At 72.5% G+C, this 26,260-nt stretch carries 22 protein-coding genes; 7 read left to right on the forward strand and 15 right to left on the reverse strand.

The genetic code is table 11. The annotated features are described in order from the left end of the window. Window positions 1–188 precede the first annotated feature (188 nt). Window positions 189–1,196 carry a DeoR/GlpR family DNA-binding transcription regulator gene (locus tag AB0O01_RS11625; RefSeq protein WP_365312479.1) on the reverse strand — a complete coding sequence of 336 codons (1,008 nt, stop codon included), beginning with the start codon at window positions 1,194–1,196 and terminating at the stop codon, window positions 189–191. A gap of 149 nt (window positions 1,197–1,345) precedes the next feature. After that, window positions 1,346–2,794: an NAD(P)H-quinone dehydrogenase gene (locus AB0O01_RS11630; RefSeq protein ID WP_365312481.1), complete on the reverse strand. Its 1,449-nt coding sequence runs from the start codon at window positions 2,792–2,794 to the stop codon at window positions 1,346–1,348. Window positions 2,795–2,879: 85 nt separating this feature from the next. Between AB0O01_RS11630 and AB0O01_RS11635 the strand changes: the two genes are divergently transcribed. From AB0O01_RS11635 to AB0O01_RS11645, 3 genes are all read left to right on the forward strand, one after another. After that, on the forward strand, window positions 2,880–3,317 hold the full coding sequence (locus tag AB0O01_RS11635) for a gamma-glutamylcyclotransferase (RefSeq protein WP_355737701.1): 438 nt from the start codon (window positions 2,880–2,882) through the stop codon (window positions 3,315–3,317). 136 nt (window positions 3,318–3,453) lie between these two features. Then, a complete protein-coding gene (locus tag AB0O01_RS11640; RefSeq protein ID WP_365312483.1) occupies window positions 3,454–4,278 on the forward strand; it encodes a purine-nucleoside phosphorylase in 825 nt (274 codons plus the stop codon). Window positions 4,279–4,451: 173 nt separating this feature from the next. After that, complete coding sequence (locus tag AB0O01_RS11645) at window positions 4,452–6,086, forward strand: phospho-sugar mutase (RefSeq protein ID WP_365312485.1); 1,635 nt, start codon at window positions 4,452–4,454, stop codon at window positions 6,084–6,086. A 21-nt stretch (window positions 6,087–6,107) separates the two neighbouring features. On the opposite strand, the gene AB0O01_RS11650 is transcribed toward AB0O01_RS11645, so the two are convergent. The 11 genes from AB0O01_RS11650 to AB0O01_RS11700 all read right to left on the reverse strand — a co-directional run bounded on the left by AB0O01_RS11650 (window position 6,108) and on the right by AB0O01_RS11700 (window position 20,308). Then, window positions 6,108–7,343, reverse strand: a complete 1,236-nt coding sequence (locus AB0O01_RS11650) for a lytic murein transglycosylase (protein WP_365312489.1) — start codon at window positions 7,341–7,343, stop codon at window positions 6,108–6,110. A 34-nt stretch (window positions 7,344–7,377) separates the two neighbouring features. Beyond that, on the reverse strand, window positions 7,378–8,142 hold the full coding sequence (locus tag AB0O01_RS11655; protein WP_365312491.1) for a hypothetical protein: 765 nt from the start codon (window positions 8,140–8,142) through the stop codon (window positions 7,378–7,380). Window positions 8,143–8,155: 13 nt separating this feature from the next. Further along, window positions 8,156–9,064 carry a phosphate ABC transporter ATP-binding protein gene (locus AB0O01_RS11660; protein WP_365312493.1) on the reverse strand — a complete coding sequence of 303 codons (909 nt, stop codon included), beginning with the start codon at window positions 9,062–9,064 and terminating at the stop codon, window positions 8,156–8,158. Between the two features lie 18 nt (window positions 9,065–9,082). After that, window positions 9,083–10,021 carry a class E sortase gene (locus AB0O01_RS11665; RefSeq protein WP_365312495.1) on the reverse strand — a complete coding sequence of 313 codons (939 nt, stop codon included), beginning with the start codon at window positions 10,019–10,021 and terminating at the stop codon, window positions 9,083–9,085. 97 nt (window positions 10,022–10,118) lie between these two features. Beyond that, a complete protein-coding gene (locus AB0O01_RS11670; RefSeq protein ID WP_365312497.1) occupies window positions 10,119–11,561 on the reverse strand; it encodes an Ig-like domain-containing protein in 1,443 nt (480 codons plus the stop codon). A 138-nt stretch (window positions 11,562–11,699) separates the two neighbouring features. Continuing rightward, window positions 11,700–12,746, reverse strand: coding sequence for a hypothetical protein (locus AB0O01_RS11675; protein WP_365312499.1), 1,047 nt, complete (start codon window positions 12,744–12,746; stop codon window positions 11,700–11,702). A 246-nt stretch (window positions 12,747–12,992) separates the two neighbouring features. Beyond that, window positions 12,993–15,500 (reverse strand): hypothetical protein, encoded by a 2,508-nt coding sequence (locus AB0O01_RS11680; RefSeq protein ID WP_365312501.1) that lies wholly within the window; start codon window positions 15,498–15,500, stop codon window positions 12,993–12,995. A gap of 29 nt (window positions 15,501–15,529) precedes the next feature. After that, window positions 15,530–17,296 carry a phosphate ABC transporter substrate-binding protein PstS gene (pstS, locus tag AB0O01_RS11685; protein ID WP_365312503.1) on the reverse strand — a complete coding sequence of 589 codons (1,767 nt, stop codon included), beginning with the start codon at window positions 17,294–17,296 and terminating at the stop codon, window positions 15,530–15,532. Beyond that, window positions 17,296–18,693: a phosphate ABC transporter permease PstA gene (pstA, locus tag AB0O01_RS11690; protein ID WP_365312505.1), complete on the reverse strand. Its 1,398-nt coding sequence runs from the start codon at window positions 18,691–18,693 to the stop codon at window positions 17,296–17,298. Before pstA ends, pstS begins: the two co-directional genes overlap by 1 nt. A gap of 14 nt (window positions 18,694–18,707) precedes the next feature. Beyond that, window positions 18,708–19,724: a phosphate ABC transporter permease subunit PstC gene (gene pstC, locus AB0O01_RS11695; RefSeq protein ID WP_365312507.1), complete on the reverse strand. Its 1,017-nt coding sequence runs from the start codon at window positions 19,722–19,724 to the stop codon at window positions 18,708–18,710. Between the two features lie 197 nt (window positions 19,725–19,921). After that, window positions 19,922–20,308 carry a DUF1508 domain-containing protein gene (locus AB0O01_RS11700; protein WP_365312509.1) on the reverse strand — a complete coding sequence of 129 codons (387 nt, stop codon included), beginning with the start codon at window positions 20,306–20,308 and terminating at the stop codon, window positions 19,922–19,924. Between the two features lie 482 nt (window positions 20,309–20,790). On the opposite strand from AB0O01_RS11700, the gene AB0O01_RS11705 reads away from it, so the two are divergent. Beyond that, complete coding sequence (locus AB0O01_RS11705; RefSeq protein ID WP_365312511.1) at window positions 20,791–21,555, forward strand: DUF5707 domain-containing protein; 765 nt, start codon at window positions 20,791–20,793, stop codon at window positions 21,553–21,555. Between the two features lie 80 nt (window positions 21,556–21,635). On the opposite strand, the gene AB0O01_RS11710 is transcribed toward AB0O01_RS11705, so the two are convergent. Continuing rightward, the gene (locus AB0O01_RS11710; protein ID WP_365312512.1) at window positions 21,636–22,304 is read right to left on the reverse strand and encodes a PH domain-containing protein; all 669 of its coding nucleotides are present in this window, start codon (window positions 22,302–22,304) and stop codon (window positions 21,636–21,638) included. A 206-nt stretch (window positions 22,305–22,510) separates the two neighbouring features. Between AB0O01_RS11710 and deoC the strand changes: the two genes are divergently transcribed. The 3 genes from deoC to AB0O01_RS11725 are packed head-to-tail and all read left to right on the forward strand — an operon-like array spanning window position 22,511 to window position 25,777. Continuing rightward, complete coding sequence (gene deoC / locus AB0O01_RS11715) at window positions 22,511–23,458, forward strand: deoxyribose-phosphate aldolase (RefSeq protein ID WP_365312513.1); 948 nt, start codon at window positions 22,511–22,513, stop codon at window positions 23,456–23,458. Window positions 23,459–23,463: 5 nt separating this feature from the next. Then, entirely contained in the window at window positions 23,464–24,900 is a 1,437-nt protein-coding gene (locus AB0O01_RS11720) for an aldehyde dehydrogenase family protein (protein WP_365312515.1), read from the forward strand. After that, complete coding sequence (locus AB0O01_RS11725; protein ID WP_365312517.1) at window positions 24,893–25,777, forward strand: aldehyde dehydrogenase family protein; 885 nt, start codon at window positions 24,893–24,895, stop codon at window positions 25,775–25,777. The genes AB0O01_RS11720 and AB0O01_RS11725 overlap by 8 nt, the downstream gene beginning before the upstream one ends. A gap of 57 nt (window positions 25,778–25,834) precedes the next feature. Here the strand turns inward: AB0O01_RS11725 and AB0O01_RS11730 are convergent, their stop codons facing one another. Continuing rightward, window positions 25,835–26,125: a hypothetical protein gene (locus AB0O01_RS11730; protein ID WP_365312518.1), complete on the reverse strand. Its 291-nt coding sequence runs from the start codon at window positions 26,123–26,125 to the stop codon at window positions 25,835–25,837. Window positions 26,126–26,260 lie beyond the last annotated feature (135 nt).

A 26,260-nucleotide genomic window follows, 5' to 3' on the forward strand; every position in this document is an offset into this window, starting at 1 on the left:
GTCGTTTGTGCTTTTGTGATTTTGATTTTTGATTCAAAACGGCCCCCCGCCCCCGGCCCGGCCCCCCCCCCCCCCCCCGGGGGCGGCGCCGGGGGGGGGGGCCCCCCCCCCCCCCCCCCCCTTCCGCATACCCCGGCTACCTGGGGCTCCCGTCTTCCCGGGCTACCCGCGGCTTCCGATGTCCCCGGCTACCTGCGGCGCAGATCCGCCACCCGGGCCCGTTCCGACCCCGGCGGCTGCTCGCCCAGCACCGCGGCGGGGCCGCGCAGGGAGGTGCCGCCGGGGACGCCCCGGCGGGGGCCCGGGAGGGGGACGTCCCGCATGTCCCGGCGGGCCGGGCGGGCCGGTGCCGGGGCGTCACCCCCGGCGTTTCCCGAGGGGCCGCCCGTGGCGCCCGTGACGGCGATCTGGACGCCCTGGTCGGCGAGGGCCTGCAATTCGGTGGCCGCCCGGTCGTCGTGGGCCGGGGGCTCGTCGGTGACCAGCCGGGTGATGACGTCCGTGGGGACGGTCTGGAACATGGTGTCGGTACCGAGCTTGGTGTGGTCGGCGAGGACCACGACCTCGGCGGCGGCCTGCACCAGCGCCCGGTCGACGGAGGCGGAGAGCATGTTGGAGGTGGACAGCCCGCGTTCGGCGGTGAGCCCGCTGCCGGAGAGGAAGGCGCGGGATACCCGCAGGCCCTGGAGCGACTGTTCGGCGCCGGAGCCGACGAGGGCGTAGTTGGAGCCCCTGAGGGTGCCGCCGGTCATGACGACCTCGACCCGGTTGGCGTGGGCGAGCGCCTGGGCGACCAGCAGGGAGTTGGTGACGACGGTGAGGCCGGGGACCCGGGCGAGCCGGCGGGCCAGCTCCTGGGTGGTGGTACCGGCCCCGACCACGATCGCCTCGCCCTCCTCGACGAGGCCCGCGGCGAGATCGGCGATGGCGGTCTTCTCCGCGGTCGCGAGATGGGATTTCTGCGGAAAGCCGGATTCCCGGGTGAATCCGCCCGGGAGTACCGCACCGCCGTGCCGGCGGTCGAGGAGTCCTTCTGCCTCCAGTGCGCGCACGTCCCGCCGTACGGTCACTTCGGAGGTCTGGACGACGCGGGCCAGCTCACGGAGCGAAACCGCTCCATTCGCTCGCACCATTTCGAGAATCAATTGGCGACGTTCTGCAGCGAACACGAAACTGACAGTAACCCCAACGTCCATCTGCTTTCAGCAGTTTGCGCCGAATAGCAGAAGATGTTCGCACGCGACCACTGGAAGTGGTATAGGGGTCGATGTCCGGTGATGGCACCGGGCGCGGGGCCCGGAAAGCGGGCCAACTCCCGGTGCCCGAGGGGGAGTCGGGCCCGCGATCAGCCCTCGCCGCTCGTCTTGCGGGTGTGCAGTTGCCGGGCCACCTCGGCGATCGACCCCGACAGGGAGGGGTAGACGGTGAACGCGTTCGCGATCTGTTCGACCGTCAGATTGTTGTCGACGGCGATCGAGATGGGGTGGATCAGTTCCGAGGCGCGCGGCGAGACGACCACCCCGCCGACCACGATGCCGGTACCGGGGCGGCAGAACAGCTTGACGAAGCCGTCCCGGATGCCCTGCATCTTGGCGCGCGGGTTGCGCAGCAGCGGCAGCTTGACGGCGACGGCCTCGATCTTTCCGCCGTCCACATCGGCCTGGGTGTAGCCGACGGTGGCGATCTCCGGGTCGGTGAAGACATTGGAGGAGACGGCCTTGAGGTTGAGCGGCGTCACCGCGTCGCCGAGGAAGTGGTACATGGCGATGCGGCCCTGCATGGCGGCGACCGAGGCGAGGGCGAAGATCCCGGTGACATCACCGGCGGCGTAGACGCCCGGCGCGGTGGTGCGGGAGACCTTGTCGGTCCAGATGTGCCCGGACTCGGTGAGCTTGACCCCGGCCTCCTCCAGGCCCATGCCCGCGGAGTTGGGGATCGCGCCGACCGCCATCAGACAGTGCGAGCCCTCGATGACCCGGCCGTCGGCCAGGGCGACCTCCACCCGGTCGCCGACCCGCTTGGCGGAGGCGGCGCGGGAGCGGGCCATCACGTTCATCCCCCGGCGCCGGAACACGTCCTCCAGGACGGCGGCGGCGTCCGGGTCCTCGCCGGGGAGCACCCGGTCGCGGGAGGAGACCAGGGTGACCTCGGAGCCGAGCGCCTGGTAGGCACCGGCGAACTCGGCGCCGGTGACACCGGAGCCGACGACGATCAGTTCGCTCGGCAGTTCGGTCAGGTCGTAGACCTGGGTCCAGTTCAGGATCCGCTCGCCGTCCGGCTGGGCGTCGGGCAGCTCGCGCGGGTGACCGCCGGTGGCGATCAGGACGGCGTCCGCGGTGAGCGTCTCCTCCGTGCCGTCGGCGGCCCGGACGACGACCTTGCGGGAGCCGTCGAGGGCCTGCATGCCCTCCAGCCGGCCGCGCCCGCGCAGCACCCGGGCGCCCGCGCGGGTCACGGAGGCGGTGATGTCGTGGGACTGGGCGAGCGCGAGACGCTTCACCCGCCGGTTCACCTTGCCGAGGTCCACCCCGACGACCCGGGCGGCCTGGTCGATATGCGGGGTGTCGTCGGCGACGATGATCCCCAGTTCCTCGTACGACGAGTCGAAGGTGGTCATCACCTCGGCCGTCGCGATGAGCGTCTTCGACGGTACGCAGTCGGTGAGCACCGACGCCCCGCCCAGACCGTCGCAGTCGACGACGGTCACCTCCGCGCCGAGCTGCGCGGCCACCAGCGCCGCTTCATACCCGCCGGGTCCGCCACCGATGATCACGATCCGAGTCACGTAGCCCATTGTCCCGCACACCTCAGAGTGCCCGCGCCCCGGGGCACCCGTGGGACGGGAGGGGCCGCCGTTGCGGCTGCCGTACCCTCGTCGCATGTCGCTCTACGCCGCCTACGCGAGCAACCTCGAAGCGCGGCTGATGTCCCGCCGCGCCCCCCATTCGCCGCTGCGCGCCACCGGGTGGCTGAACGGCTGGCGGCTGACCTTCGGGGGCGAGCACCTCGGCTGGGAGGGCGCCATCGCGACCCTCGTGGAGGATCCCCTCGCCCAGGTCTTCGTGGCGCTGTACGACATGGCGCCGATGGACGAGGAGTCCCTGGACCGCTGGGAGGGGCTGGGGCTGGACCTCTACCGCCGGATCCGGGTCCGCGTCCACACCCTGGAGGGCGAGGAGCAGGCGTGGACCTATGTGCTCAACGCCTACGAGGGGGGTCTGCCCTCGGCCCGCTATCTGGGCGAGATCGCCGACGCGGCGGAGTCGGCGGGCGCCCCGCACGACTATGTGATGGAGCTGCGCAAGCGCCCCTGCTGATCCCGGCGGCCCCGGAGCCTGTGAGGCCCCCGGCCGTCCCTCACCACCCGTTCATGGGAAACGACAAGGCAACGATCCCAGAACCGTGCGGTCCATCATCTACGCGCGTAGGCCGTGACCGGCTACCCTCATGCGCGTGAACGCATCTCTTCTTCCGGACGGCCTCCAGGGCGACCCCTACGGCGCCGCCGACGCCGCCGCCGCGCGCGTGCGCGCACTGACCGGCGCCGAGTCCCACGACGTCGCCCTCGTGATGGGCTCCGGCTGGGCCCCGGCCGTGGACGCGCTGGGCGCGGCCGACGCCGAGTTCCCGGTCACCGAGCTGCCCGGGTTCCCGCCACCGGCGGTCGCCGGTCACGGCGGCACGGTCCGCTCCTACGCCGTCGGGGACAAGCGCGCCCTGGTCTTCCTGGGCCGCACCCACTACTACGAGGGCCGCGGGGTGGCCGCCGTCGCGCACGGGGTGCGCACCGCGGTGGCCGCCGGGTGCAAGACCGTCGTCCTCACCAACGGCTGCGGCGGGCTGCGCGAGGGCATGCGTCCCGGTCAGCCGGTGCTGATCAGCGACCACATCAACCTCACCGCCACCTCCCCCATCGTCGGCGCCAACTTCGTCGACCTCACCGACCTCTACTCGCCGCGGCTGCGCGCCCTGTGCAAGGAGATCGACCCGTCCCTCGAAGAGGGCGTCTACGCGCAGTTCCCCGGCCCGCACTACGAGACCCCGGCCGAGATCCGGATGGCCCGGGTGATCGGCGCGGACCTGGTCGGCATGTCGACGGTCCTGGAGGCCATCGCGGCGCGGGAGGCGGGCGCCGAGGTGCTGGGCATCTCCCTGGTGACCAATCTCGCCGCGGGCATGACCGGCGAGCCGCTGAACCACGAGGAGGTCCTCCAGGCGGGCCGCGACTCGGCCGCGCGCATGGGGGCGCTGCTGACGCGGGTCCTGGGCAGGATCTGACCGGGGATCCCATCAGAGATCCGATCAGGAGTCCGATCAGGGATCCCCTCAAGGGTCCGATCAGGGATCCCCTCAGGGCCCCATCAAGGGTCCGATCAAGGGTCCGATCAAGGTCTCGACCCGACCGGAGCACGATCCGGAGCGTGATCCGGATGACGAAAGGCTGAGCGAACGTGCACGACGATCTGCTGGCACGGGCCGGGGCGTGGCTCGCCGAGGACCCCGACCCCGACACCCGCGCGGAACTCGCCGCGCTGCTGGCCGCCGGGGACACCGGGGCGCTGGCCGAGCGGTTCTCCGGCACCCTCCAGTTCGGCACCGCCGGGCTCCGCGGTGAGCTGGGCGCGGGGCCGATGCGGATGAACCGGGCGGTGGTGATCCGCGCCGCCGCCGGTCTCGCCGGGTATCTGCGCGACCGGGGGCACGGGGACGGCCTCGTCGTCATCGGCTACGACGCCCGCTACAAGTCGGCCGACTTCGCCCGGGACACGGCCGCCGTCATGACCGGCGCGGGCCTCAGGGCCGCCGTCCTGCCCCGCCCGCTGCCCACCCCGGTCCTCGCCTTCGCCGTCCGGCATCTGGGCGCGGTCGCGGGCGTGGAGGTCACCGCCAGCCACAACCCGCCCCAGGACAACGGCTACAAGGTGTACCTGGGCGACGGCTCGCAGATCGTGCCCCCGGCCGACGCGGACATCGCCGCCGAGATCGAGGCGGTCGCCGCCCTGGCCGACGTCCCGCGCCCCGAGGGCGGGTGGGAGACGCTGGACGACTCCGTACTGGAGGCGTATCTCGCGCGGACGGACGCGGTGCTGGCGCCCGGGTCGGCGCGGACCGCCCGGACCGTCTACACCGCGATGCACGGGGTGGGCCGGGACACGCTGCTGGCCGCGTTCGCCCGAGCCGGGTTCCCGGCGCCGGACCTGGTCGCCGAGCAGGCCGACCCCGACCCGGCGTTCCCGACCGTCGCGTTCCCCAACCCGGAGGAGCCGGGCGCGATGGACCTGGCCTTCGCGCGGGCCCGCGCCACCCGCCCCGATCTCGTCATCGCCAACGACCCGGACGCCGACCGCTGCGCGGTGGCCGTACCGGACGGACCGGACGACTGGCGGATGCTGCGCGGCGACGAGGTGGGCGCGCTGCTCGCCGCCCATCTGGTCCGGCGCGGGGCGCGCGGCACGTTCGCCGAGTCGATCGTCTCCTCCTCCCTCCTCGGCCGGATCGCCGAGCGGGCCGGGCTCCCCCACGAGGAGACCCTCACCGGCTTCAAGTGGATCGCCCGCGTCCAGGACCTGCGCTACGGCTACGAGGAGGCCCTCGGCTACTGCGTGGACCCCGAGGGCGTGCGCGACAAGGACGGCATCACGGCCGCGCTGCTGATCACCGAGCTGGCGTCGGAGCTGAAGGAGAACGGCCGGACGCTCCTCGATCTGCTGGACGACCTCGCGGTCGAGCACGGGCTGCACGCGACCGACCAGCTCTCGGTGCGGGTGCGGGACCTGTCGGTGATCGCGGACGCGATGCGCCGACTGCGTGAGCACCCGCCGACGGAGCTGGCCGGGCTGGCGATCACCGCGGCGGAGGATCTGGCGAAGGGCACGGCGTCGCTGCCCCCGACGGACGGACTGCGGTACCAGTTGGACGGCGCCCGGGTGATCGTCCGCCCGAGCGGTACCGAGCCCAAGCTGAAGTGCTATCTGGAGGTCGTGGAGCCGGTCGCCTCGCACGCGGAGCTGGTGGACGCGCGGGCGAGGGCGGCCGGGCGGCTGGCGGCGCTGAAGCGGGATCTGGCGGCGGCGGCCGGGATCTGAGCCGGGCGGGTGCCTGGCGCGTCAGGCGGTGAGAGGTGCCGGGGTGTCGGTGGGTGCGGGGGCTGGGGTTTCGGGGGCTTCCGGGGTCGGCGTTTCGGTGGGGGGCTCGGTCGGGGCTGTGGGTTCCCCCGTCGAGGGTTCCGGGTCGGGGTCGGGGGGCGTCGGGGTAGGCGTGGGTGTCGGGGTCGGGGTGGGCTGAGCTGGGTCTACGGGGATGGGTGTTCCCGGACTCGGGAGGGTGGGGGTCGGAGGAGGAGTCGGGGAGGGCGTCGGCGTGGGCCGGTCGTCGCCCCCGGAGCCCTCGGAGCCCCTGGAGCCCTCGGCGTTCGCGCCCCCTCCCTCTCCCCCGTCCCCCAACGCCGGGGTGTCGGCGCCCGCGCCGGGGCTGGCCGGGATCGTCGCGGTGCCGTCGGGGACGGTGTGGACGCCCCGCAGATAGAACTCCCTCCAGCCCAGCACCAGAGCGAGGTACTCGCGCGAGTGGTTGTAGCTGAGGATCGCGCGCTCCAGCCCGGCCGCCGTGCCCAGGTCCCGGCCGCCCGCGCAGAGGTAGTGCCCGGCGGCGAGGGCGGCGTCGAAGATGTTGTTCGGGTCGGTGATCCCGTCGCCGTTGCCGTCGGCGCCCCAGGTCTTCCAGGTGGTCGGCAGGAACTGCATCGGCCCGACCGCCCGGTCGTAGACGCTGTCGCCGTCCCAGGCGCCGCCCTCGCTGTCCGGGATCAGGGCGAAGCCGTCGCCGTCCAGGGCGGGGCCGGTGATCGGGGTGAGGGTGTCGCCGTCGGCGTCGACCGCGCCGCCGCCCGCGTGCCCGGACTCGACCTTGCCGATGGCCGCGAGCAGTTCCCAGCGCAGCCCGCAGCGCGGGTCGGTGCGGCCGGTGGATTCCTCGGCGCTCCGGTAGGCGGCGAACACGGTGGCGGGCAGCCCGGCCTCGGCGACGGCCCGCTCCCCGGCGGGCGCGGCGGCGCCCGGCTCTCCCGCCGTCCGCCCGACCGCCGCCACGTCCTTCAGGGGCGGGAGTTCGATGTGGTACGAACCGTCGCCCTGGGAGGGCACCTCGGGCAGCGGGGCGGCGGGGTCCTGGGGCGTGCCGGGCGCGCTCGCCGGGTCGTTCCGGGCGGCGGCCGGGTCGGCGCCGCCGGTTGCCGGTGCCTGGGAACCGGCGGTGAGCAGGGCCGCGGCGACGGTGGCGACCGTCGCGGCACAGGCTCCGCGCAGGCCGCGGCGGAGGGGTCGGGTCGGCGGACGACGGGACATGGCGGCGGCAACTCCTTGCGATGGTGGGGTCGGCTCAGATGCGGGTGAGGTAGCTGAATCCGGTGTCCGGGCCCACGCAGGACTGGAGGGTGAGGTCGCCCCAGTAGAGACCGGCGGCGGGGGTGCCCCGGCCGGGGGTGCGGTGGTGGGCGTAGACGCGGTAGCGGAAGGTGCCGCGCGGGGTGGTCACGGTGACGACCGTGCCGAGGGGCAGGGTGGCGAACCGGTCGAAGCCGCCGCAGTAGTCGTGCCCGACGATCACGGCGGTGCTCAGCTCGTACCCGTCCTCGGTGCCCAGGTCGGGCCCGGTCCACTGCACGGCGTCCGCGCAGGCGTCGACGGCGTCCTGCCCGCCCCGCACGACCCGGGCGGACCAGGAGCCGATACGCAGGGTGGTGAGCCCGTCGGGGGCGGCGGACTGGGAGGTGGACGGGGTGGGCGAGGGGGTTTCGGCGGTGGGGGAGGACGGGGTGGGCGAGGGGGACGGGGTCACCGGGGCTTCCAGGACCTCCGGGACCTCCGTGGCCGGGGGCTCGGGCGGCTCGACCGGCGTCGCGGGCCCGACCGGCACGACCGGCGTCTCGGGCGCGACCGGAACGCCCGGCGCAACCCCCTCCCCCGCCCCGCCCTGCGCCGCCCGCGCCGGGGTCGAGGGGGCGGGGGTGGCGGGCGGCCGGGCGAGCGGGGCGTCCGGCGTGGTGGGGGCGGGGGCGGCACAGGCGGTGAGGGCCGCTGCGGCGAGGGCGGCGAGCACGGCCGGGGTGCGGTGGGACCGGGCCGAGGTCACGAAGGGGGTCACCAGGGCTGCTCCCTCATCCGAAGCGCCCGTTCACGTAGTCCGTCGTCCGGGGGTCCTGCGGGGTGTGGAACATCGCGTCCGTGGCGCCGTGTTCGACGATCGCGCCGGGGGTGCCCTGTTCCGCGAGGAAGAAGGCGCACTGGTCGGAGACGCGGGCGGCCTGCTGCATGTTGTGGGTGACGATGACGATGGTGACGTCGGACTTCAGTTCGTGGATGGTCTCCTCGATGCGCCGGGTCGAGGTGGGGTCGAGGGCGGAGCAGGGCTCGTCCATCAGCAGCACCCGGGGCCGGACGGCGAGGGAGCGGGCGATGCACAGGCGCTGCTGCTGGCCGCCGGAGAGGGCGCCGCCGGGCTGGCGGAGCCGGTCGCGGACCTCCTTCCACAGGCCCGCCTTGGTCAGACACTCCTCGACCAGCCGGTCCTTGTCCTCGCGGCCCGCCGTGACGCCGCTGAGCTTGAGCCCGGCCAGGACGTTGTCGTAGATCGACATCGCGGGGAAGGGGTTGGGCTTCTGGAAGACCATGCCGATGCTGCGGCGGGCGTGGGTGATGCGGCGGCCCCGGTCGTAGATGTCGTCGCCGTCGAGCAGGACGCGGCCGGACAGGGCGGCCGAGCCGACCAGTTCGTGCATCCGGTTGAGGATCCGCAGAAAGGTGGACTTGCCGCAGCCGGAGGGGCCGATGAGGGCGGTGACCTGGCGGGCCGGCATGGTCAGGGACACCTGTTCCAGGACCTTGTGGTGGCCGAACCACGCCGAGATGGCGTCGGCCTCCAGGGTCGCGGGGTCGCTCCCGTCCCCGGGGCCGGGGGTGCGGGTCCCCACCGCGGGCAGATGGCGCGTCGGGGCGAGGATCTCGTCCACGAGGGCGGTGTCGGCGACGCTGTCGGGGGAGGTATCGGTGGTGCCGGTGTCGGACATGGTGGGACTCCTCGTGGCTCAGAGCAGGTTGGGCAGCAGTCGGGTGGCGGCGCCGGAGACGGCGAGGCCGAACGCGGCGAGGACGGGCACCGAGGCGATCCAGGTCTGCCAGCGGCCCCAGACGCGATGGGCGGCCATGGTGAGCAGGGCGGCGATCAGCAGTCCCTGCGACCAGAGGAAGACGGGCAGCCAGGCGCCGCTCTCCCCACCCATGGCCTGCTCGGACCCGTCGATCCAGCCGGGCGCGAGGGGGCGCGGCGGCGCGGGTGCGACCTCGCTGGTGAGTGCGGCGTCGACCCGGACGGTCCCGGAGGGGGTGTACGGGCCGCCCTCGGCGGTGATCAGGGTGAGCCGTCCCTCGCCCTCCTTCAGGGCGGGCGGCAGCGGGTCGCCCTCCCGGCGCAGCGCGGTGACCTCGTAGGTGGCGGTGCCCTGACCCGTCGTCACCCGGATCTCGGTACCGGGCGGCAGCAGATGCAGATCGTTGAACGGGCTGCCGTACCCCCACTGACGGCCCATCAGCACACTGGTCCCGGCCTGGCCCGGCAGCGGGGTGTCCCGGCGGTGTCCGGGGCCGGACATGAGGATGCCGGAGGTGGTGCCCTCGGCGACCACCTCCTCCAGGCCGAGGGCGGGGATGCGCAGCAGGGCCACCGGGGCGCCGGGGGTGAGGAGTTCGCCCTCGTAGGTCCGCTGTCCGACCGGGGCGATGCCCAGGGCGAGCTGGCGGCGCAGCTCGTCGTACGCCGTCTGCTGGTCGCGGGTGTGCTGGAGGTGCCCGACGATCGTGGGGTTCGCGGCGAAGCCGAGGAGCAGCGCGGCGAGCACGCACAGGGCGGCCCCGGCGAACGCGTATCCGGCGCGTTCGGCGGGCGGCCCGGCGTCGGGGGCGGGCTCGGGCGGGGGCGCCGGGGCCGGCGGCGCCACGGCCGGCGGGGGCGGGGACAGCACGGTCACGGGGAGCGCTCCTGTGAAGTGGGGTGGGTGGAGTGAAGGTGGGGTGGGGCACGGGCGGCGGGGTGGGGGCCCGCCGCCCGTGCACCGGGTGCCGCCGTCAGGCGCGGGGCTCGCCGAAGCGCAGCAGCCCGTTGCGGCGGCCGAAGCGCACCGCGAGGACACCGGCCGCGAGCAGCACGATCGCTCCGACGCCGGAGAACAGGGCGAGCTGCGAACCGGTGGAGGCGAGGCCGCCGGAGGTGGCGGTGCCTCCGGTGGAGCTGTCACCGCCGCCGGTGGAACCGGATGTGGTGCCGGACGGGTCGCCCGAGGGGTCGTCACTCGGGTCATCGCTCGGGTCATCGCTCGGGTCGCCCGAGGGGTCGTCGCTGGGGTCTCCGGACGGGTCGCCGGAGGGGTCGTCGCTGGGGCTGGGGGAACCGGAGGGTTCGGCGAGGGTGAAGGAGATCTGGCTGTTGCCGGAGCCGCAGGCCGGGCTCCAGGACCAGACGTTGTCCCCGGCGACGGCGTCCCCGGGGACGGTCAGGGCCGACCAGGTCGCGATGCCGTCCGCGTCGGCGGTGGCGCCGGGGAACTCGGTGTCGTCGCGCTCCAGGGTCAGGGCGAGATCGGCGCCCGGCTCGCAGCGCCGGACGACGAGTTTCACCTGCTGGCCGCGCTCCAGCTCCGGGTTGCGCGGCAGCCGCGTGCCTTCGTCGTCGTACAGCTCCGCGCCCGGCGGCTCGACGATCAGCCGCAGGGGTGCGGATTCGGAGGCGCCCCAGTCGGCGGTGTCGGCCGGGACGAACCGGGCGGTGAAGTCGTGGGTGCCCTCCGTCAGGGCGGGCGTGGTGAGTTCGGCCCTGCCGTTCGTCACGGGGGCCTGGCCGAGGGTGGTCCCGCCGTCCAGGAAGGTCACGCTGCCGACGGCCTCGGCGGGGGTCAGGGCCGCGGTCAGCCGTACGGTCTGGCCGGGTTCGACGGTGCCGGTGTCGACGGTCAGCTCAGTGGCGGTCGCCGTGGCGCCCTCGCCCTGCGTCCAGGTGTCGCCGGTGACGGTGATCTTCTGGGTCCAGTAGGGGCTGCCGGGGACGATCTCCTCGCTGGGCTTAGCCCAGTCCCAGTTGTCGACGCAGTAGACCCGCAGTTCGTAGGTGCCGTCGCTGGAGATGATCCCGGCGAGGCTCCGGGCCACCAGGCCGGGGTTGTCCGCGGCGGTGAGGGAGATCGCCGGGGTGGCCCCGGTGTAGGGCCCGGCGTTGCCGACGCCCTTGAGGACGGCTTCCTCGGTGCCGTCCGCGGTGACGACGTAGACGTTGAGGTAGCTGTTCCAGTTGAGGTCTTCGAGGGTGATGTCGGGGCAGGCGGCCGGGATCCCCAGGGTCGCCCCGAGCGGATCGGTGTCGCCGAGCCCGCCGCCGGACGCCAGGGTGAATTCCCCGATGGACGCGGCTCGGGCGGGCTGGGACTGGGCGGCGACCAGCGTCACCAGTCCCGCCGCGAGCACGGCACAGGCGGCCAGGAGCGCGGCTGCTCTTCGAAATGGTCGGAGCACGGTCATGTGCGGAGCCCCCCGGGGAGCGTTGGGTTCGGATGGTCATGGGACGGGTTGTCGAGCGGGGAAACGGGAACAGCGCGTGGGGCCGGGCACCTGGTGGGTGCCCGGCCGTCACGCGAGGGGTCGGATGGCGATCGGTGCCTACCGGCGGCCGGTGATGTCGGTGTCACCGCAGTCGGACGCGGCGGAGTCGGCGGCCAGGTCGCCGAAGCCGTAGTTCTTGATGGTGGCCAGGTTCAGGCAGACCTGGGAGGTGGCGCCCACGAAGGCCCGCACGATCGCCGGGTCGGCGAGCCTGTCGCTGCGGACGACGTTGTAGACGTCACGGGCGAAGGTGAAGTTGGGGTTCAGGGCCAGCGTGGCGCCGGAACCGGTGGTCGGGGCCACCCCCGCGATGTTCCGCAGCCGGGACTCGCCCCGCCGGTTGGGGACATCGGCGAAGCCCTTGCCCTGGGCGATCCACTGGGCGACCGAGTACGGCATGATCTGCGTGCCGTTGGCGATGGCGATGCCGTCGTGCTCCTGCACCGTGTCGTCCACGCAGCCCGCGGCCTTGGCGGTGGCGATCTCGGGCTCGGTGACGCCGATGGACGACAGCCAGTAGGTGCGGGTACCGGAACCGGTCTGCGGCAGCAGCGCCTTGGAGACCGTCTTGGTGACGCCCGCGTCCACGAAGGTGCAGGTCTTGTAGATGGAGGCGAGCTGGGCGATGCTCAGGTTGGTCGGCAGGGTGCTGCCCAGGTCGGTCGCGTAGGTGACCGCGTCCTTGCCGAAGGGGATCCAGGTCAGCTCGGGACCGGCGGTCGCCGGGCCGCGCGAGGAGCGGGCGAAGTCGACGCAGTCGGACGCCGGGTTGGTGTACTCGGAGTACAGTCTGTCGATTCCGGCGGAGGAGCCGTTCGGCCGGGGGATGTTGGCACAGTGCGGGGCGGTGACCGGGTCCTTCGGGGTGATGGTGGCGGAGCCGGTGGCGTTCCACGAACCGACGAGCTTGTTGCCACTGGCGTCCACCACGACCTCGCCCAGGCCGTTCACCACGTACTGCGTGGTGTCGGAGCCGACGCCGGCCAGCGGGCGGAACGGCGGGGTGGTGTAGTCCGCGGACGCCGGGGTGGACAGGGCGCCAACACCGATGGCGGCGGCGCCGAGAACCGCGGCACCGACCTTGGCGCGAGACTTGACGTTCACTTCTGATCTCCCTGTTTCGGATTTCGAAGACTGGACGTTCAAGCGAATCCGGATTGTTGTGCTGCCGACCCGTCGACCGGCCACCGCATACCTTTCCAAGATTCCCTTGCGGAGGCCACCAATTCCCAGCGAGGGAAAGGTTACGGGCAGGCTTCCTAGGTATCTCCTATAGGGTCCGGTACCTATGGGGTCCGGCATTTACGGGGTCCGGTGCTCATGAGGTCCGGTGCTCATGAGGTCCGGTGCTTATGGGGTCCGACGATGGGCGAGGCGAAGCATTACCGGGCCGGAAAGGGCAGCCGCTCCACCGAGAATGAGAACGGCGAGAAGAACCCAGCGGATAATTCCGAGAATCTCTCCCGGGGTGAATCCGCCCCGGGCGTCGGCGACATTCTGCTGCGGTCCGGAGGAGGGGGACGCGGACCCGTTCGCCGCCGTCGGGGACGCCGACGGGTCGTCGGTCGCCCCGCCCGCCGCGCCGCCCGCGCCGCTGCCGCCCGTGGCGCCGGAGGAGGAGCCGGAGGCCCCGCCAGCGAGCCCTGACCCGGTGTCGCCCGGATCGCCCGGATCGCCCGGGTCCGGGGTGCCCGAGGGATCACCGTCCCCGGAGACGGCTCCCCGCTCCAGGTCGTCCGCCGCGGCCCGCGCCCGGGTGCGCAGGGACTCCGGCAGCGGGGCGTACCCGTGGGGCAGTTCGCCCGCGGACAGGCCCGGGGTCTGGCCCGGTCCGGCCGCGTACCGGATGAACTCGGCGTAGGCCGTGCGGGCGGCCTCGTCCTGGTCGACGGAGGCGGCGGCGTAGGTCACCGCGGTGAGCGGGTAGGCCCCGCCCTTGGCCCGCGCCGGGTCGGCGTCCAGCACCGTCGGGTCAGCGGCCGACGGCTCCATGGCGTCGACCCCGGCGAGCAGACTGTCCGTGGACGGCTCCACGAAGGTGCCGTCGGCATTGCGCAGCGCCGCCGTCGGCAGCCCGTAGCGCTCGGCGGACGCCACGTCGACGACCGCCATCACGGTCCGGCGGCCCGGCCAGGGGGCGTCGTTGACCAGCTTGGCGGGGACCCCGGCGTCGCCCTGCGCCCAACTGATGGTGCGGTTGTTGTTGCCGCGCCGGGCGCGGACGGCGCCGTCGTGCAGGTCGTTGGTGTAGGGGGCGAGGTCGAGCAGGGTGTAGTTCAGGGGGGCGGCGGCCGAGTTCCCGACGGCAGGGGCGACGGTCGGGTCCACCTTGGGATATTGGTTCAGCCCGGCGTTCCGGTCGAGTTCCAGTTCCTGGAAAGAGGAATTCACCCGCATTCCGTCGGGGTCCGGTTCACCGGCCAGGAATGCGCGGGCCTCCGGGTCGGACTGGAGCCAGTTCCACACCAGTCGGGCCGTGTCCGAGTTGCCGATCGGCACCATCAGGCTCGATGCCGCGCCCCGCACCTCGGGGAAGTCCGGATTGAGCCGCCGGAATTCCGGGTCGTTCAGATAGGTCATCGGATTGCCCCGGACCTGCTCCGGCGCCGGGGCCGTCCAGGGCACGTCGGAGACATAGGAATGGGTGAGCATCTTCGCCACCAGCCGGGGTGAGAGGTTCATGTCCCGCACCACCCCGTCCGCCCCCTCCACGAAGAAGGCGAACGCCAGGCCGGACACCGCCACCGGGGCGTGCACCACCGCAGGACCGCCCTCGGCCGCCTCGACTGCCTCCACCGGCTCCACCGGCTCGACGGTGAAGCCCAGGGTGGGCAGTTCCTCGGTGGTGGTCAGCACCTGGTCCCGGGCCTGCTCCTCGGCGGCCGAGGTGAAGCCGAAGGTGCTCCGGGTCGACGTGCACAGCTTCGGCTGCCAGGAGGTCACGGCGTCCGTCATCAGCTCGGACCCGACCGTCGGCCGCTCCTCCTGTCCGGCCGGGCAGAACCGGTCGGCCTGGAGGAAGTCGAGGGGGAAGACGATCCGCTGCGCCCAGTTGGTCGCGGACAGCGGTGAGGTGACCAGTCTGCTGCCCGGCGACTCGGACCCGTCCGCCTGGTGCGTGCCCCGGGGCACCACCACGAGCCAGCAGGGACGCGGCACCGGAGTACTGCCCTCGGGGGCGGTGTTCACCCCGCAGCCGAGATAGTCCGCCTGGATGCCGTCCTGGACCTCGAAGACCGCCTCCCCGGTGCCGCCCGCGAAGGTGAGGCTGGCGGGCTGCTCGTTGGTGTCCAGGGGGCCGAAGTAGGTGTAGTCGTAGGCGGAGGTGGTGGCGGGCTCGCCGTTGGCGGGCCGGAAAGGCACGAAGGACGCGCGCTCCTCCGCCGGGTCCGCGCCGGGGCTGAGCACCCGGCCCATCCCGTCGGCCACCACCGCGCTGGATCCGCCGTAGACGCACTGCTCCGGCGAGGGTCCCGCCGGGTCGTCGCCCCAGCACTGCATGATCTGGAGGTAGTCGGTGTTGAAGACCCCGTTGCCGGGCAGGGTCTGCCGTCCCCCCTCCCAGCTCACCCGGACGCCCTGGGACCGCAGGCCCCGGGTCTGATGGACGGTCACCTTCAGCGCCGAGAAGTCGTCGTACTTCCCCTTCGTGCCGCTCTTGGTCACCGCGGAGGACGCCTCCGACGGCGCCTCCGCCGCCTGCGCGGGTGACCCCTCGGGAGGCAGCGGCAGCAGCGCCACCACCACCGCCGACACCAGCAGCCCCACCGCCACGACGGGCCGCGCCCGACGCCGCGCGGGCAACTCCGCGCGCCGGGCCGCCGCCCCCGCCCCGCCGGGCCGGGCTCTCCCCGCCATGCCCATCACCCCTCGCACTCCCCCCGCCCTCACAGCCGCCCCCTGCGCCGGGCCCGCCCCGACAGCACCCGGGCCACCGCGGGCGGCCCCACGACCACGCCCACCAGCAGCGCCGCCGACAGCGCCATCAGCGCCGTCCGCAGCCCCGGGGAGTCGCCCGTGCCCAGGGACACCGGCGCCGCCACCACCGAGCTGTCCCCGGCGCCCTGGTCACCGCTGAGCACCTCACCGGTGTCGGGGTCGACGACCGCGCCACCGTCCGAACCGCCGGTCGAGCCGGAACCAGAACCCGACCCGGACCCCGACCCGTCCCCCGCACCGGAGGAGGAACCCCCCGTCGTCCCCCCAGACCCCGACCCGGAGCCGGACCCACCAGCCGTGGACGAACCGCCCGTCGAAGCGGACCCCCCGGTCGCGGCGGAGCCGCCCGAGCCGGAGCCCGAGCCCGAACCGGAGCCGGTGGAGCCGCCCGACGAGGTGTTCGTCGGCTGCTTGGCACCGCCCGTTCCGGCCGCGCACTGCTCCGCGCCCCGCTTGTCGCAGGCGGGCGGATAGGGGGCGTTCTCGATCAGGGTGTTCCGGCCGCCGGAGAAGGTGGGGTTGTTGCACTTGTTGATGTCGATGGCGGCGGTCTCGGCGCCCGGGATCTTCCGGGTCTGCTCCATCCCGGCCTCGACCAGGTTCTTCGGCAGCGGCGAGTAGCCGAGCCGGTCCGCCTGCTGCTGGCCCTCGCACAGGAAATAGTTGTTGAAGGCGCTGAGGGTGCGGCCCTTGGCCTTGGTGAAGCCCATCTCCTCCTTGGTCGGGATGATCATGTAGCTGTAGGAGGAGAGCGGGTAGGTGCGGCGGTCGCCGAAGGAGTAGACGCTGTCCAGGTTCTGGGTGAGATAGCCCGCCGAGCGCGGATCGTTGTTGATCTTCGCCTCGGTGAGCGCCACGGCCACACTGGAGGCGGTGGGCTCGACGTAGTACCCGGACTCGTTGAGGACCTTGGCCACCGGGAAGTCGGCGTTCACCGCGTAGGAGTACTCGACGTAGGTGATGGCGCCCTCGGCCTGCGGCTGGCGGGTGTAACCGGCGACGCCCAGCGAGGTGGACTGGGAGACGAAGCCGGAGCCGGGGATGTTGGGGAAGTAGGAGGTCAGTCCGCACGGGGTGGGCTTGCCGGCCCGGCGGCAGTAGTCGTTCCACAGCGACCCGTGCTGCTTCGACATCCACAGGGTGAACTGGGCCGTCGTGCCCGACCCGTCGGAGCGGACGACCGGGACGACCCTGCGGGCGGGGAGTGCCAGCCCGGGGTTGTCGGCCTTGATCTCCGGGGCGTTCCACATGGTGACCTTGCCGGTGAAGATCTTGGCGAGCACCTCGCCGGACAGCCGGAGATTGGTGACCATCTTCCCGCCGATCTTGAGGTTGTACATGAACGCCGTGCCACCGGCCACGAGCGGCATGTAGGCGTACTTGCGGGACGGCGGCGAGTCGGTGTTGCCGAGGTCGTTGAGGCCGTAGGGGATCTCGGAGACACCGAAGTCGGAGGTGCCGTCGCGGAACTGGTTGCGGCCGATGGTGGAGCCGACCGAGGAGTAGTTCACCGTCATGCCCTGCTGGCGGACATTGCGCCGCCACTGCTCGATGGCGTTGGCGCTCCAGGTCGAGCCCGATCCGCTGATCTTGGTGTAGGTGGCGGCCTCGGCGTGCGGCGGGTTCAGCGCCAGCAGCGCGCACACCAGGGCGGTGAACAGCGCCAGCGCCTGGGACCCGCGCAACGCGCGTGGATGGCGGACGGTCGGGGACATCACGGGGTGCTCCTCGTCGGTGCGGTGCCGCCGAACGGGGGCGGCGGCGGAGGTACGGAGGGGGCAGCGGCACGGGCGGGGCCGCGGGCGCCGGTACGGGTGTCAGCGCGGTCGTCGGCATGGGCGGCGGCCCGGCCGGAGGCACCGGCACCGGCATGAGCACCGGCACCGGCTTGGGCACCGGCATCGGCGCGGGCGCCGAACCTCTGGGCGTCCCGGCGCGAGGCCCGTACCCGGCGGTGCTCCTGACGGCGGGTCAGTTGCCCCGGCCCCCGGCCCCCGAAGAACCGGGCGAGGACGAACAGCACCAGCACCAGCACCAACAGCACCGCCGCGGTACCGAACCCCCGGGCGATGTAGGTGGCCTCCGGCGACTTGACCAGCTCGAACGCGGCCAGCGGCAGCGAGACCATGGGGTCCTTCAGCGGGTTGGTGTTCAGCTCGGCGGTGTATCCGGCGGTGAGCAGCACCGGCGAGGTCTCCCCGACCCCACGCGCGGTGCCGAGGATGACGGCGGTGGTGAGACCGGAGCGCGAGGTGGGCAGCACCACATGCCAGACCGTCCGCCACCGCGAGGTGCCCAGCGCGTACGACGCCTCCCGCAGGGTGCCCGGCACCAGCCGGATCACCACGTCCGCCGCCCGGATGATGATCGGCAGCATCATCACCGAGATGGCGAGCGCGGCGGCGAGCCCGGAGCGGTCGAAGCCCAGCGCCAGAATGAAGGTGGCGTAGATGAACAGCCCGGCCACGATGGACGGCAGCGCGGTCATCGCCTCGACGATGGTCCGCACGAACCGGCTGAACCGCCCCGGGATCTCGTTCAGGAACACCGCGCACACCAGCCCCGCCGGGATGCAGATCACCAGCGCGATGCCGATCTGCCACAGCGTCCCGACGATCGCGTGCAGGATCCCGCCCACGTCCAGCGGCTCCAGCGGACCGGCGGCGGCCATGGACTCGGTGTAGAAGTTCGGATGCGGCAGCGCCTCGCGGCCCTCGTAGAGGGTGTAGACGACCACGAAGGCGAGCGCGGCCAGCATCAGCACCCCGAGGCTCTGGACGACGGCGGCGGCCACCCGGTCGCGCACCGCCGGACCGTCCTCGTCGAACGACACCAGCAGCGCGTAGAGAGCGATGAACAGCGTGAACGCGGTGACGACGAAGCCGAGGGCGCCGTTGAAGGGCAGCAGCCGGTCGAAGAGCAGCCAGGTCAGGCAGAGCGCGGCGGCCCCGGCGCCGAGCAGCGCGTAGACATCGGTGGCGCGCAGGGTCGACAGATTGCGGCGGGCCTCGGAGCGGGGGACGCGGACGGGCAGCACGGTGGGGGCGGGGGGTTCGGGGGGCCGGGCGCCCGCGCCGCCGGGTGGGCTCTGGGAGGTGGTGACGGTGGTCATCTGGCTCGGTCTCCTCAGGAGTCGCTCGCCGCGCCGGAGCGGCTGCGGGCGACGATCGACGACGCGGCGAAGTTGACGACGAGGGTCATCAGGAAGAGCGCGAGGCCGGCGGCCATCAGCGCGGACATACCGAAGGCGGTGGCCTCGCCGTAGCGCAGGGCGATCAGCGCGGAGACCGAGTTGGTGCCGTTCTGGAGGATGTGCGGCTGGATCTCGAAGACCGGCGAGATGATCAGGTAGACGGCGATGGTCTCGCCGAGCGCCCGGCCCAGGCCCAGCATGGTGCCGCCGATCATGCCGCCCTTGCCGAACGGCAGCACGACGCTGCGGATCATGCCCCAGCGGGTGGCGCCGAGCGCGTAGGCACCCTCCCGCTCACCGACCGGGGCCTGCGAGAACACCTCCCGCATCACCGAGCAGATGATCGGCGCGACCATCAGCGAGACGACCATCCCCGCGATGAAGGTGGACGAGGTGAAGACGGTCGCGGTGGCCAGCGGGTCGTTGGGATCGGTGCCGTCGACCGTGAAGAGGGGGATCCAGCCGAGGTAGGTGGAGATCCAGCGCGAGACGGTGACCACCTGCCCCTGGAAGAAGAACAGCCCCCACAGCCCGTAGACCACCGACGGCACGGCGGCCATCAGGTCCACCACGCTGATCAGGGTCTGCCTGATCCGCGGCGGCGCGTACTCGGAGATGTAGAGCGCGGTGCCGAGCGCGAGCGGTACGGCGAAGGCGATGGCGACGAGCGCGATCAGGATGGTGCCGACCAGCACGGCGGCGATACCGAAGCTGCGGCCCTCGGGCTCCCACGCCTCGGTGGTGACGAAGCCCCACCGGGCCACCTCCAGCGCCTGCCAGGCCCGGTAGGTGAGAAACCCGCCGACCAGCAGCATGATCGCGAGCACCAGGGTGCCCCCGCCGCGCAGCACACCCCGGAACACCCGGTCGGGCAGACCGGGGTCGACGTGCAGCCGTCTCGGCCCCTCGTCCCCCGGCACCACCGCTCGCTCATCCATTCGCGTCGTCACATGTGCCGACGCTCCTGAGGCCCGATGGACACCTGCGCCCCTAAAGGTGAACGCGGGCACCCCGAGGGGCAACTTCCGCTGTTGACGTGAACGCGACGCCCACACACGCCGTGCACATCCCGCCGGACCCCGGACCCCGGAACCCGGAGCGGAGGGTGGTCCCCAGGTCCCGGGGACCACCCCCCGCTCATCCCCCCCTACCCGACGTCGTCCCAGCAGATCACCCCGCCGGCCCCCAGCTCACCCAGCAGCGCCCGGAACCGCTCGTAGGCGGCCTGGCAGGTCGAGTGGCGTTCGTACGCCCGCGAGGAGACGGCGAGTGCTCCGCCTACCGGATCCCGCAGCCGCCAGACCCAGCCGCTGCCCTCCGTGGTGTGGTGCACCGCCCCGGGTAAGTCGGCGACATCCGCGCAGAGCCGCTCGAACGCGGTCCGGCACTCGGCATAGTCCCGGTAGGTCCGGGCCGCGACGGCGATCACCCGTCCGTTCGTGGCCGTGAGGCGCCAGGAGTACGTCCCGTCTGCCCCGATGTCTATATGACAGCGCGTGCCGGGCACGGCAGCGCCGCCCTTTCTTCCCGCCATCCATCCCCACCCCTGTTTTCCCCTGATTTCCGACTGTTCCGTGCGGCACAGGCAGGTTAGTGAGACGGGAGTGGTATTCGATCGCCCTCGGTAACCGCAATCGTCATGCTTCATGCGAATGTTGCCCCTTGTTCATGTCCCGCCCCGGCGCGACGCGTTGCCGCTGGCCGAACCGGTCCGGTACGCCCAGGTGGGCGCCAGGTCCGCTGAAATTCGGACCGAATTTCCCCTTAGGTTTTCCACCGAATCAGCCCACCGGATATCCCGCGCGCATTCCTCAGCCAAGAAATTCAAACCCGCCCCGACCAGCTCCGACCGCCGCCCCCGAATACCTCACGAAAAGATTCCGAAATCTCCACGGAATGAGTACGCTGCCCACGTCGATTCGGCCCGCCGGGGGATAAACACCGGGCCGTGGCGCATTCAGCGTTCAGCGCGTTCAAAGCGTTCCAAGCGTTCAACATTCACATTGGGGAATTCGCATGCGCATGAGCTACGCCGTCGCCGCCGCGTGTGGCGTCGTCGCCCTGTCCGCCCTCACCGTTCCGGCCGCACACGCGGACGAGCAGTTCGGCGACACCGAGATCACCGGCGTCACCGTCAACGGCGGACAGCCCGTCGTCGTCGGCACGGCCGCGAGAACGGTGACCGTCGACATCACCGCCACCGACCCCTCCGGCCTGGAGCAGATCAACGCCACCCTCTACCGCGGCCCGATCGACGCCCCCGAGGTCACGGTGGCGTCCGCCGCCCCCTGCGGTCCGACCACCGCCACGACCACCACCTGCACCCTGACCTTCACCCTCACCCCGGGCACCGCCCCCGCCGACACCGCGCAGGCGGGCACCTGGCAGGTCAGCGCCTTCGCCATCGCCCCCGACAGCGACGCGGTCTTCAAGGACAGCGCCGCCGCCTTCGCCGTCCGGCGGGCGACCGAGGTCACCGTGGACGCGGGCCCCGAGCCGGTCCGCCGGGGCCGCCTCCTCACCGTCACCGGCGCCGTGCAGCACGCCGACTGGGCCACCGGCACCCAGACCGGCGCCGCGGCCGGGCAGCCGGTGAAGCTCCAGTTCCGCCCGGCGGGCTGCAAGGAGTTCACGACGGTGAAGACCGTCCACACCGCCGCCGACGGCACCCTGGACACCACCGTCCGCGCCGTCCTGGACGGTACCTACCGCTGGTCGTACGCCGGTACGGACACCACGGCCGCCGCGGTCTCCGAGGGCGACCACATCGACGTGCGCTGACCCCCGTCGCGCGCGATGACTACGGCGCCGGCCCCCGCTCAGATCCGGGGACCCGGCGCCGTACGCGCCCCCGCCCGGCGTCAGCCGATCGCCAGCAGCACCACGAGCAGCACCGCACCCACCGCCACCGGCCCGACGATCTCGTACGCCCACCGCACCGAGACCTCCCCCTGCGAGGAGGCCGCCTTGTCCCGGGCCTCCCTCATCTGCCGCAGCTCGGCCATGATCCGGTCGCCCTCGGCGAGCCCGGACCCGTCGTCCAGCGCCGCCGGGTCGACCCCGCCGTGCCCGCCGAGCCCACTGCCGCTGCCGAAGAGACCGCCGCGCACCTTCTTGCCGCTGGCCGCCGCCGCCCGCTCGGCCTGCCGCCGGTCCTCGCGCCGCGCGGCCCGCTTGCGCCCGCGCAGCGACACCGGGATGGCCCAGAGCTGGAACTTGCTGCCGGAGTTCGCGATGACCTCGTTGGTGTAGCCGGACCGCAGCGAGGCGACCTCGCCCCAGGGCAGCACGATCACCCGCAGCGGGTTGCGCACCCGCAGCCGGTCGTCGTCGGCGTAGACCGCCGGACGCAGGGTGAAGGCGGTGACGACCGGGACGAAGATCAGCAGCACGGCGAGCGTCAGCCAGGGGGTGCGGCCCTCGCCGTTCACGATCGCGTCGATGCCGAGCCAGAGGGCGAGGGCGAGCAGCAGCACGCCGCCGACCAGCGCCATCGGGGAACGGTAGATGCGGTCGTTGGTGGAGGTCATGGGGGCGATTGTGCCTCACGGTGGGGTGGGGGCGCCTGGGCGGTGGGGTGGGGGTGGTTGCGTGGGCGGGTGCGGGTGAGTGGGGGCTGGTCGCGCAGTTCCCCGCGCCCCTGAAGGGGCGCTACAGCCCCCCGCGTCCATCAGCAGAAGCCTCCCTCCCCGCCCTGTACAGCCGCTACGCGCGTAGATATGCTCGTCTGGTGACCATGCCCACCACTGCACACACCCTCACGGACGTGGCGGCCTCCGACGGCTCGCTGCGGCGGTTCCTGCACGGGCTGCCCGGCGTCGACGCCGTCGGTCTGGAGGCGCGCGCCGCCTCGCTCGGCACCCGTTCCATCAAGACCACCGCCAAGGCGTACGCCATCGACCTCGCCATCTCGATGGTCGACCTGACGACCCTGGAAGGCGCCGACACCCCCGGCAAGGTCCGGGCGCTGGGCGCCAAGGCGGCCCACCCGGACCCGACCGACCGCACGGCCCCGACGACGGCCGCGGTCTGCGTCTATCCCGACATGGTGACCGTCGCGAAGGAGGCGGTGGCCGGTTCCGGCGTCCTGGTCGCCTCGGTCGCGACCGCGTTCCCGGCGGGCCGCGCCCCGCTCTCCGTGAAGCTCGCGGACGTGCGCGAGGCGGTGGCCGCGGGCGCCGACGAGATCGACATGGTCATCGACCGCGGCGCCTTCCTCGCCGGGCACTTCCTGAAGGTGTACGAGGAGATCACGGCCGTGAAGGAGGCGTGCGGCTCGGCCCGTCTGAAGGTCATCTTCGAGACCGGCGAGCTGTCGACGTACGACAACATCCGCCGCGCGAGCTGGCTCGGGATGCTGGCCGGGGCCGACTTCATCAAGACCTCCACGGGCAAGGTCGCCGTCAACGCCACCCCCGCCAACACCCTCCTCATGCTGGAGGCGGTCCGCGACTTCCGCGCGCAGACCGGCGTCCAGGTCGGGGTGAAGCCCGCCGGAGGCATCCGGACGACCAAGGACGCGATCAAGTTCCTCGTCCTGGTCAACGAGACGGCGGGCCCGGACTGGCTGGACAACCACTGGTTCCGCTTCGGCGCCTCGTCCCTCCTCAACGATCTGCTGATGCAGCGCCAGAAGCTGGCCACCGGCCGCTACTCCGGCCCCGACTACGTGACGGTGGACTGATCATCATGGCTTCCGTATTCGAGTACGCCCCGGCCCCCGAGTCCCGCTCGATCGTCGACATCGCCCCCTCCTACGGCCTCTTCATCGACGGCGAGTTCACCGAGGCGGCGGACGGCAGGGTCTTCAAGACCATCTCCCCCTCGACCGAGGAGGTGCTGTCGGAGATCGCGCAGGCCGGTGCCGAGGACGTGGACCGGGCGGTGCGGGCGGCCCGCAAGGCGTTCGAGAAGTGGTCGGCGCTGCCGGGTGCCGAGCGCGCCAAGTACCTTTTCCGGATCGCCCGGATCATCCAGGAGCGCAGCCGTGAACTGGCGGTTCTGGAGACCCTGGACAACGGCAAGCCCATCAGGGAGACCCGGGACGCGGACCTCCCCCTGGTCGCCGCGCACTTCTTCTACTACGCGGGCTGGGCGGACAAGCTCGGTCACGCGGGCTTCGGCCCGGCCCCCCGCCCCCTCGGCGTGGCCGCCCAGGTCATCCCCTGGAACTTCCCCCTCCTGATGCTGGCCTGGAAGATCGCCCCGGCGCTCGCCACCGGCAACACGGTGGTCCTCAAGCCCGCCGAGACGACCCCCCTCTCCGCGCTCTTCTTCGCCGACATCTGCCGTCAGGCGGGCCTGCCCAAGGGCGTCGTCAACATCCTCCCCGGCTACGGCGACGCGGGCGCCGCCCTGGTGGCCCACCCGGATGTGAACAAGGTGGCGTTCACCGGCTCGACGGCCGTCGGCAAGGAGATCGCCCGCACGGTCGCGGGCACGGCCAAGAAGCTCACCCTGGAACTCGGCGGCAAGGGCGCGAACATCGTCTTCGACGACGCCCCCATCGACCAGGCCGTCGAGGGCATCGTGACCGGCATCTTCTTCAACCAGGGCCAGGTCTGCTGCGCGGGCAGCCGCCTCCTGGTCCAGGAGTCCATCCAGGACGAGCTGCTGGACTCCCTCAAGCGCCGCCTCGCCACCCTCCGCCTCGGCGACCCCCTGGACAAGAACACCGACATCGGCGCGATCAACTCCGCCGAGCAGCTCGCCCGCATCACGGCCCTCGCCGACACCGGCGAGTCGGAGGGCGCCGAGCGCTGGACGGCCCCCTGCGACCTCCCCGCCTCCGGCTACTGGTTCGCCCCGACGCTCTTCACCAACGTCACCCAGGCCCACACCGTCGCCCGCGACGAGATCTTCGGCCCGGTCCTGTCGGTCCTGTCCTTCCGCACGCCGGACGAGGCGGTCGCCAAGGCGAACAACACCCAGTACGGCCTCTCCGCCGGTATCTGGACCGAGAAGGGCTCCCGCATCCTCGCGGTCGCGAACAAGCTCCGCGCGGGCGTGATCTGGTCCAACACCTTCAACAAGTTCGACCCGACCTCGCCCTTCGGCGGCTACAAGGAGTCGGGCTTCGGCCGCGAGGGCGGCCGTCACGGTCTGGAGGCCTACCTCGATGTCTGATCGTCTGTCCGTCTTCAAGACCTACAAGCTGTACGTCGGCGGGAAGTTCCCGCGTTCCGAGAGCGGCCGGGTGTACGAGGTGTCGGACTCCAAGGGCAAGTGGCTGGCGAACGCGCCCCTCTCCTCCCGCAAGGACGCCCGGGACGCGGTGGTGGCCGCGCGCAAGGCGTTCGGCGGCTGGTCCGGCGCGACCGCCTACAACCGGGGCCAGGTCCTCTACCGCGTCGCCGAGATGCTGGAGGGCCGCCGCGACCAGTTCGTCCGCGAGGTCGCGGACGCCGAGGGCCTGTCCAGGTCCAAGGCGACGGCGGTCGTGGACGCGGCGGTGGACCGCTGGGTCTGGTACGCGGGCTGGACCGACAAGATCGCCCAGGTGGTCGGCGGCGCCAACCCGGTCGCGGGCCCCTACTTCAACCTCTCCTCCCCCGAACCAACGGGCGTGGTAGCGGTTGTGGCCCCCCAGAACTCCTCCCTCCTGGGCCTGATCTCGGTCCTGACCCCGGTCATCGCGACCGGCAACACGGCGATCGTGATCGCGTCCGAGAACCGCCCCCTCCCGGCCCTGTCCCTCGCCGAGGTCCTGGCCACCTCCGACGTCCCCGGCGGAGTCGTCAACATCCTCTCCGGCCGCACCGCGGAGATCGCGCCACCGCTCGCCTCCCACCAGGACGTCAACGCCATCGACCTGGCCGGCGCGGACGAGTCCCTCGCCAAGACCCTGGAGATCGCCGCGGCCGACAACCTCAAGCGGGTCGTCCGCCCCCACACCACGGACTGGACGGAAACCCCGGGAATCGACCGCATGACCCCGTTCCTGGAAACCAAGACGGTGTGGCACCCGACGGGAGCACTGGGAGCGTCCGGCTCCGCCTACTGATCGGCCCCGGGGCGAGGGCTCCCCCCACCCACCAGAGCCCTCGCCCCTCCTCACCAGCTACAGCGCCTCCCCTCTGCTCCGGGCGTTCGCGTCGGCCACCCGCGCCGACAGCAGCGCCCGCGCCCCCGCGCCCCCCTCGACCGGCCGTAGATCGCCCGCCCGCGCGGTCCACTCCGTCCCACCGCGCTCGGGACGCAGCCATACGAGGCCGCCCTCGTGGTCCATGACGATCGCGCGCTTGTCCTGCCGGGTGTCGTGGACGAGTTGCCCCACGGGAAGCCGGGTGCCCTCCGGCTTGGCCCGGCCCGAACCCACGCTCACACTCTGTCGCTGCTTGCCATTCTCCATGCACTCAGCGTCACTCCGGCGGGGCGGACGAACCAGGGTGACGGTGTTCCGAACCGGTTCATGGAACGGCCCCCACCTGCCCTTCCTCACCATTCGCGCCCAAACTGTCACCCACCGCCACTACGGTGGACGCGA

The sequence above is a fragment of the Streptomyces sp. NPDC093252 genome (assembly GCF_040683675.1).
Lineage (GTDB): Bacteria > Actinomycetota > Actinomycetes > Streptomycetales > Streptomycetaceae > Streptomyces.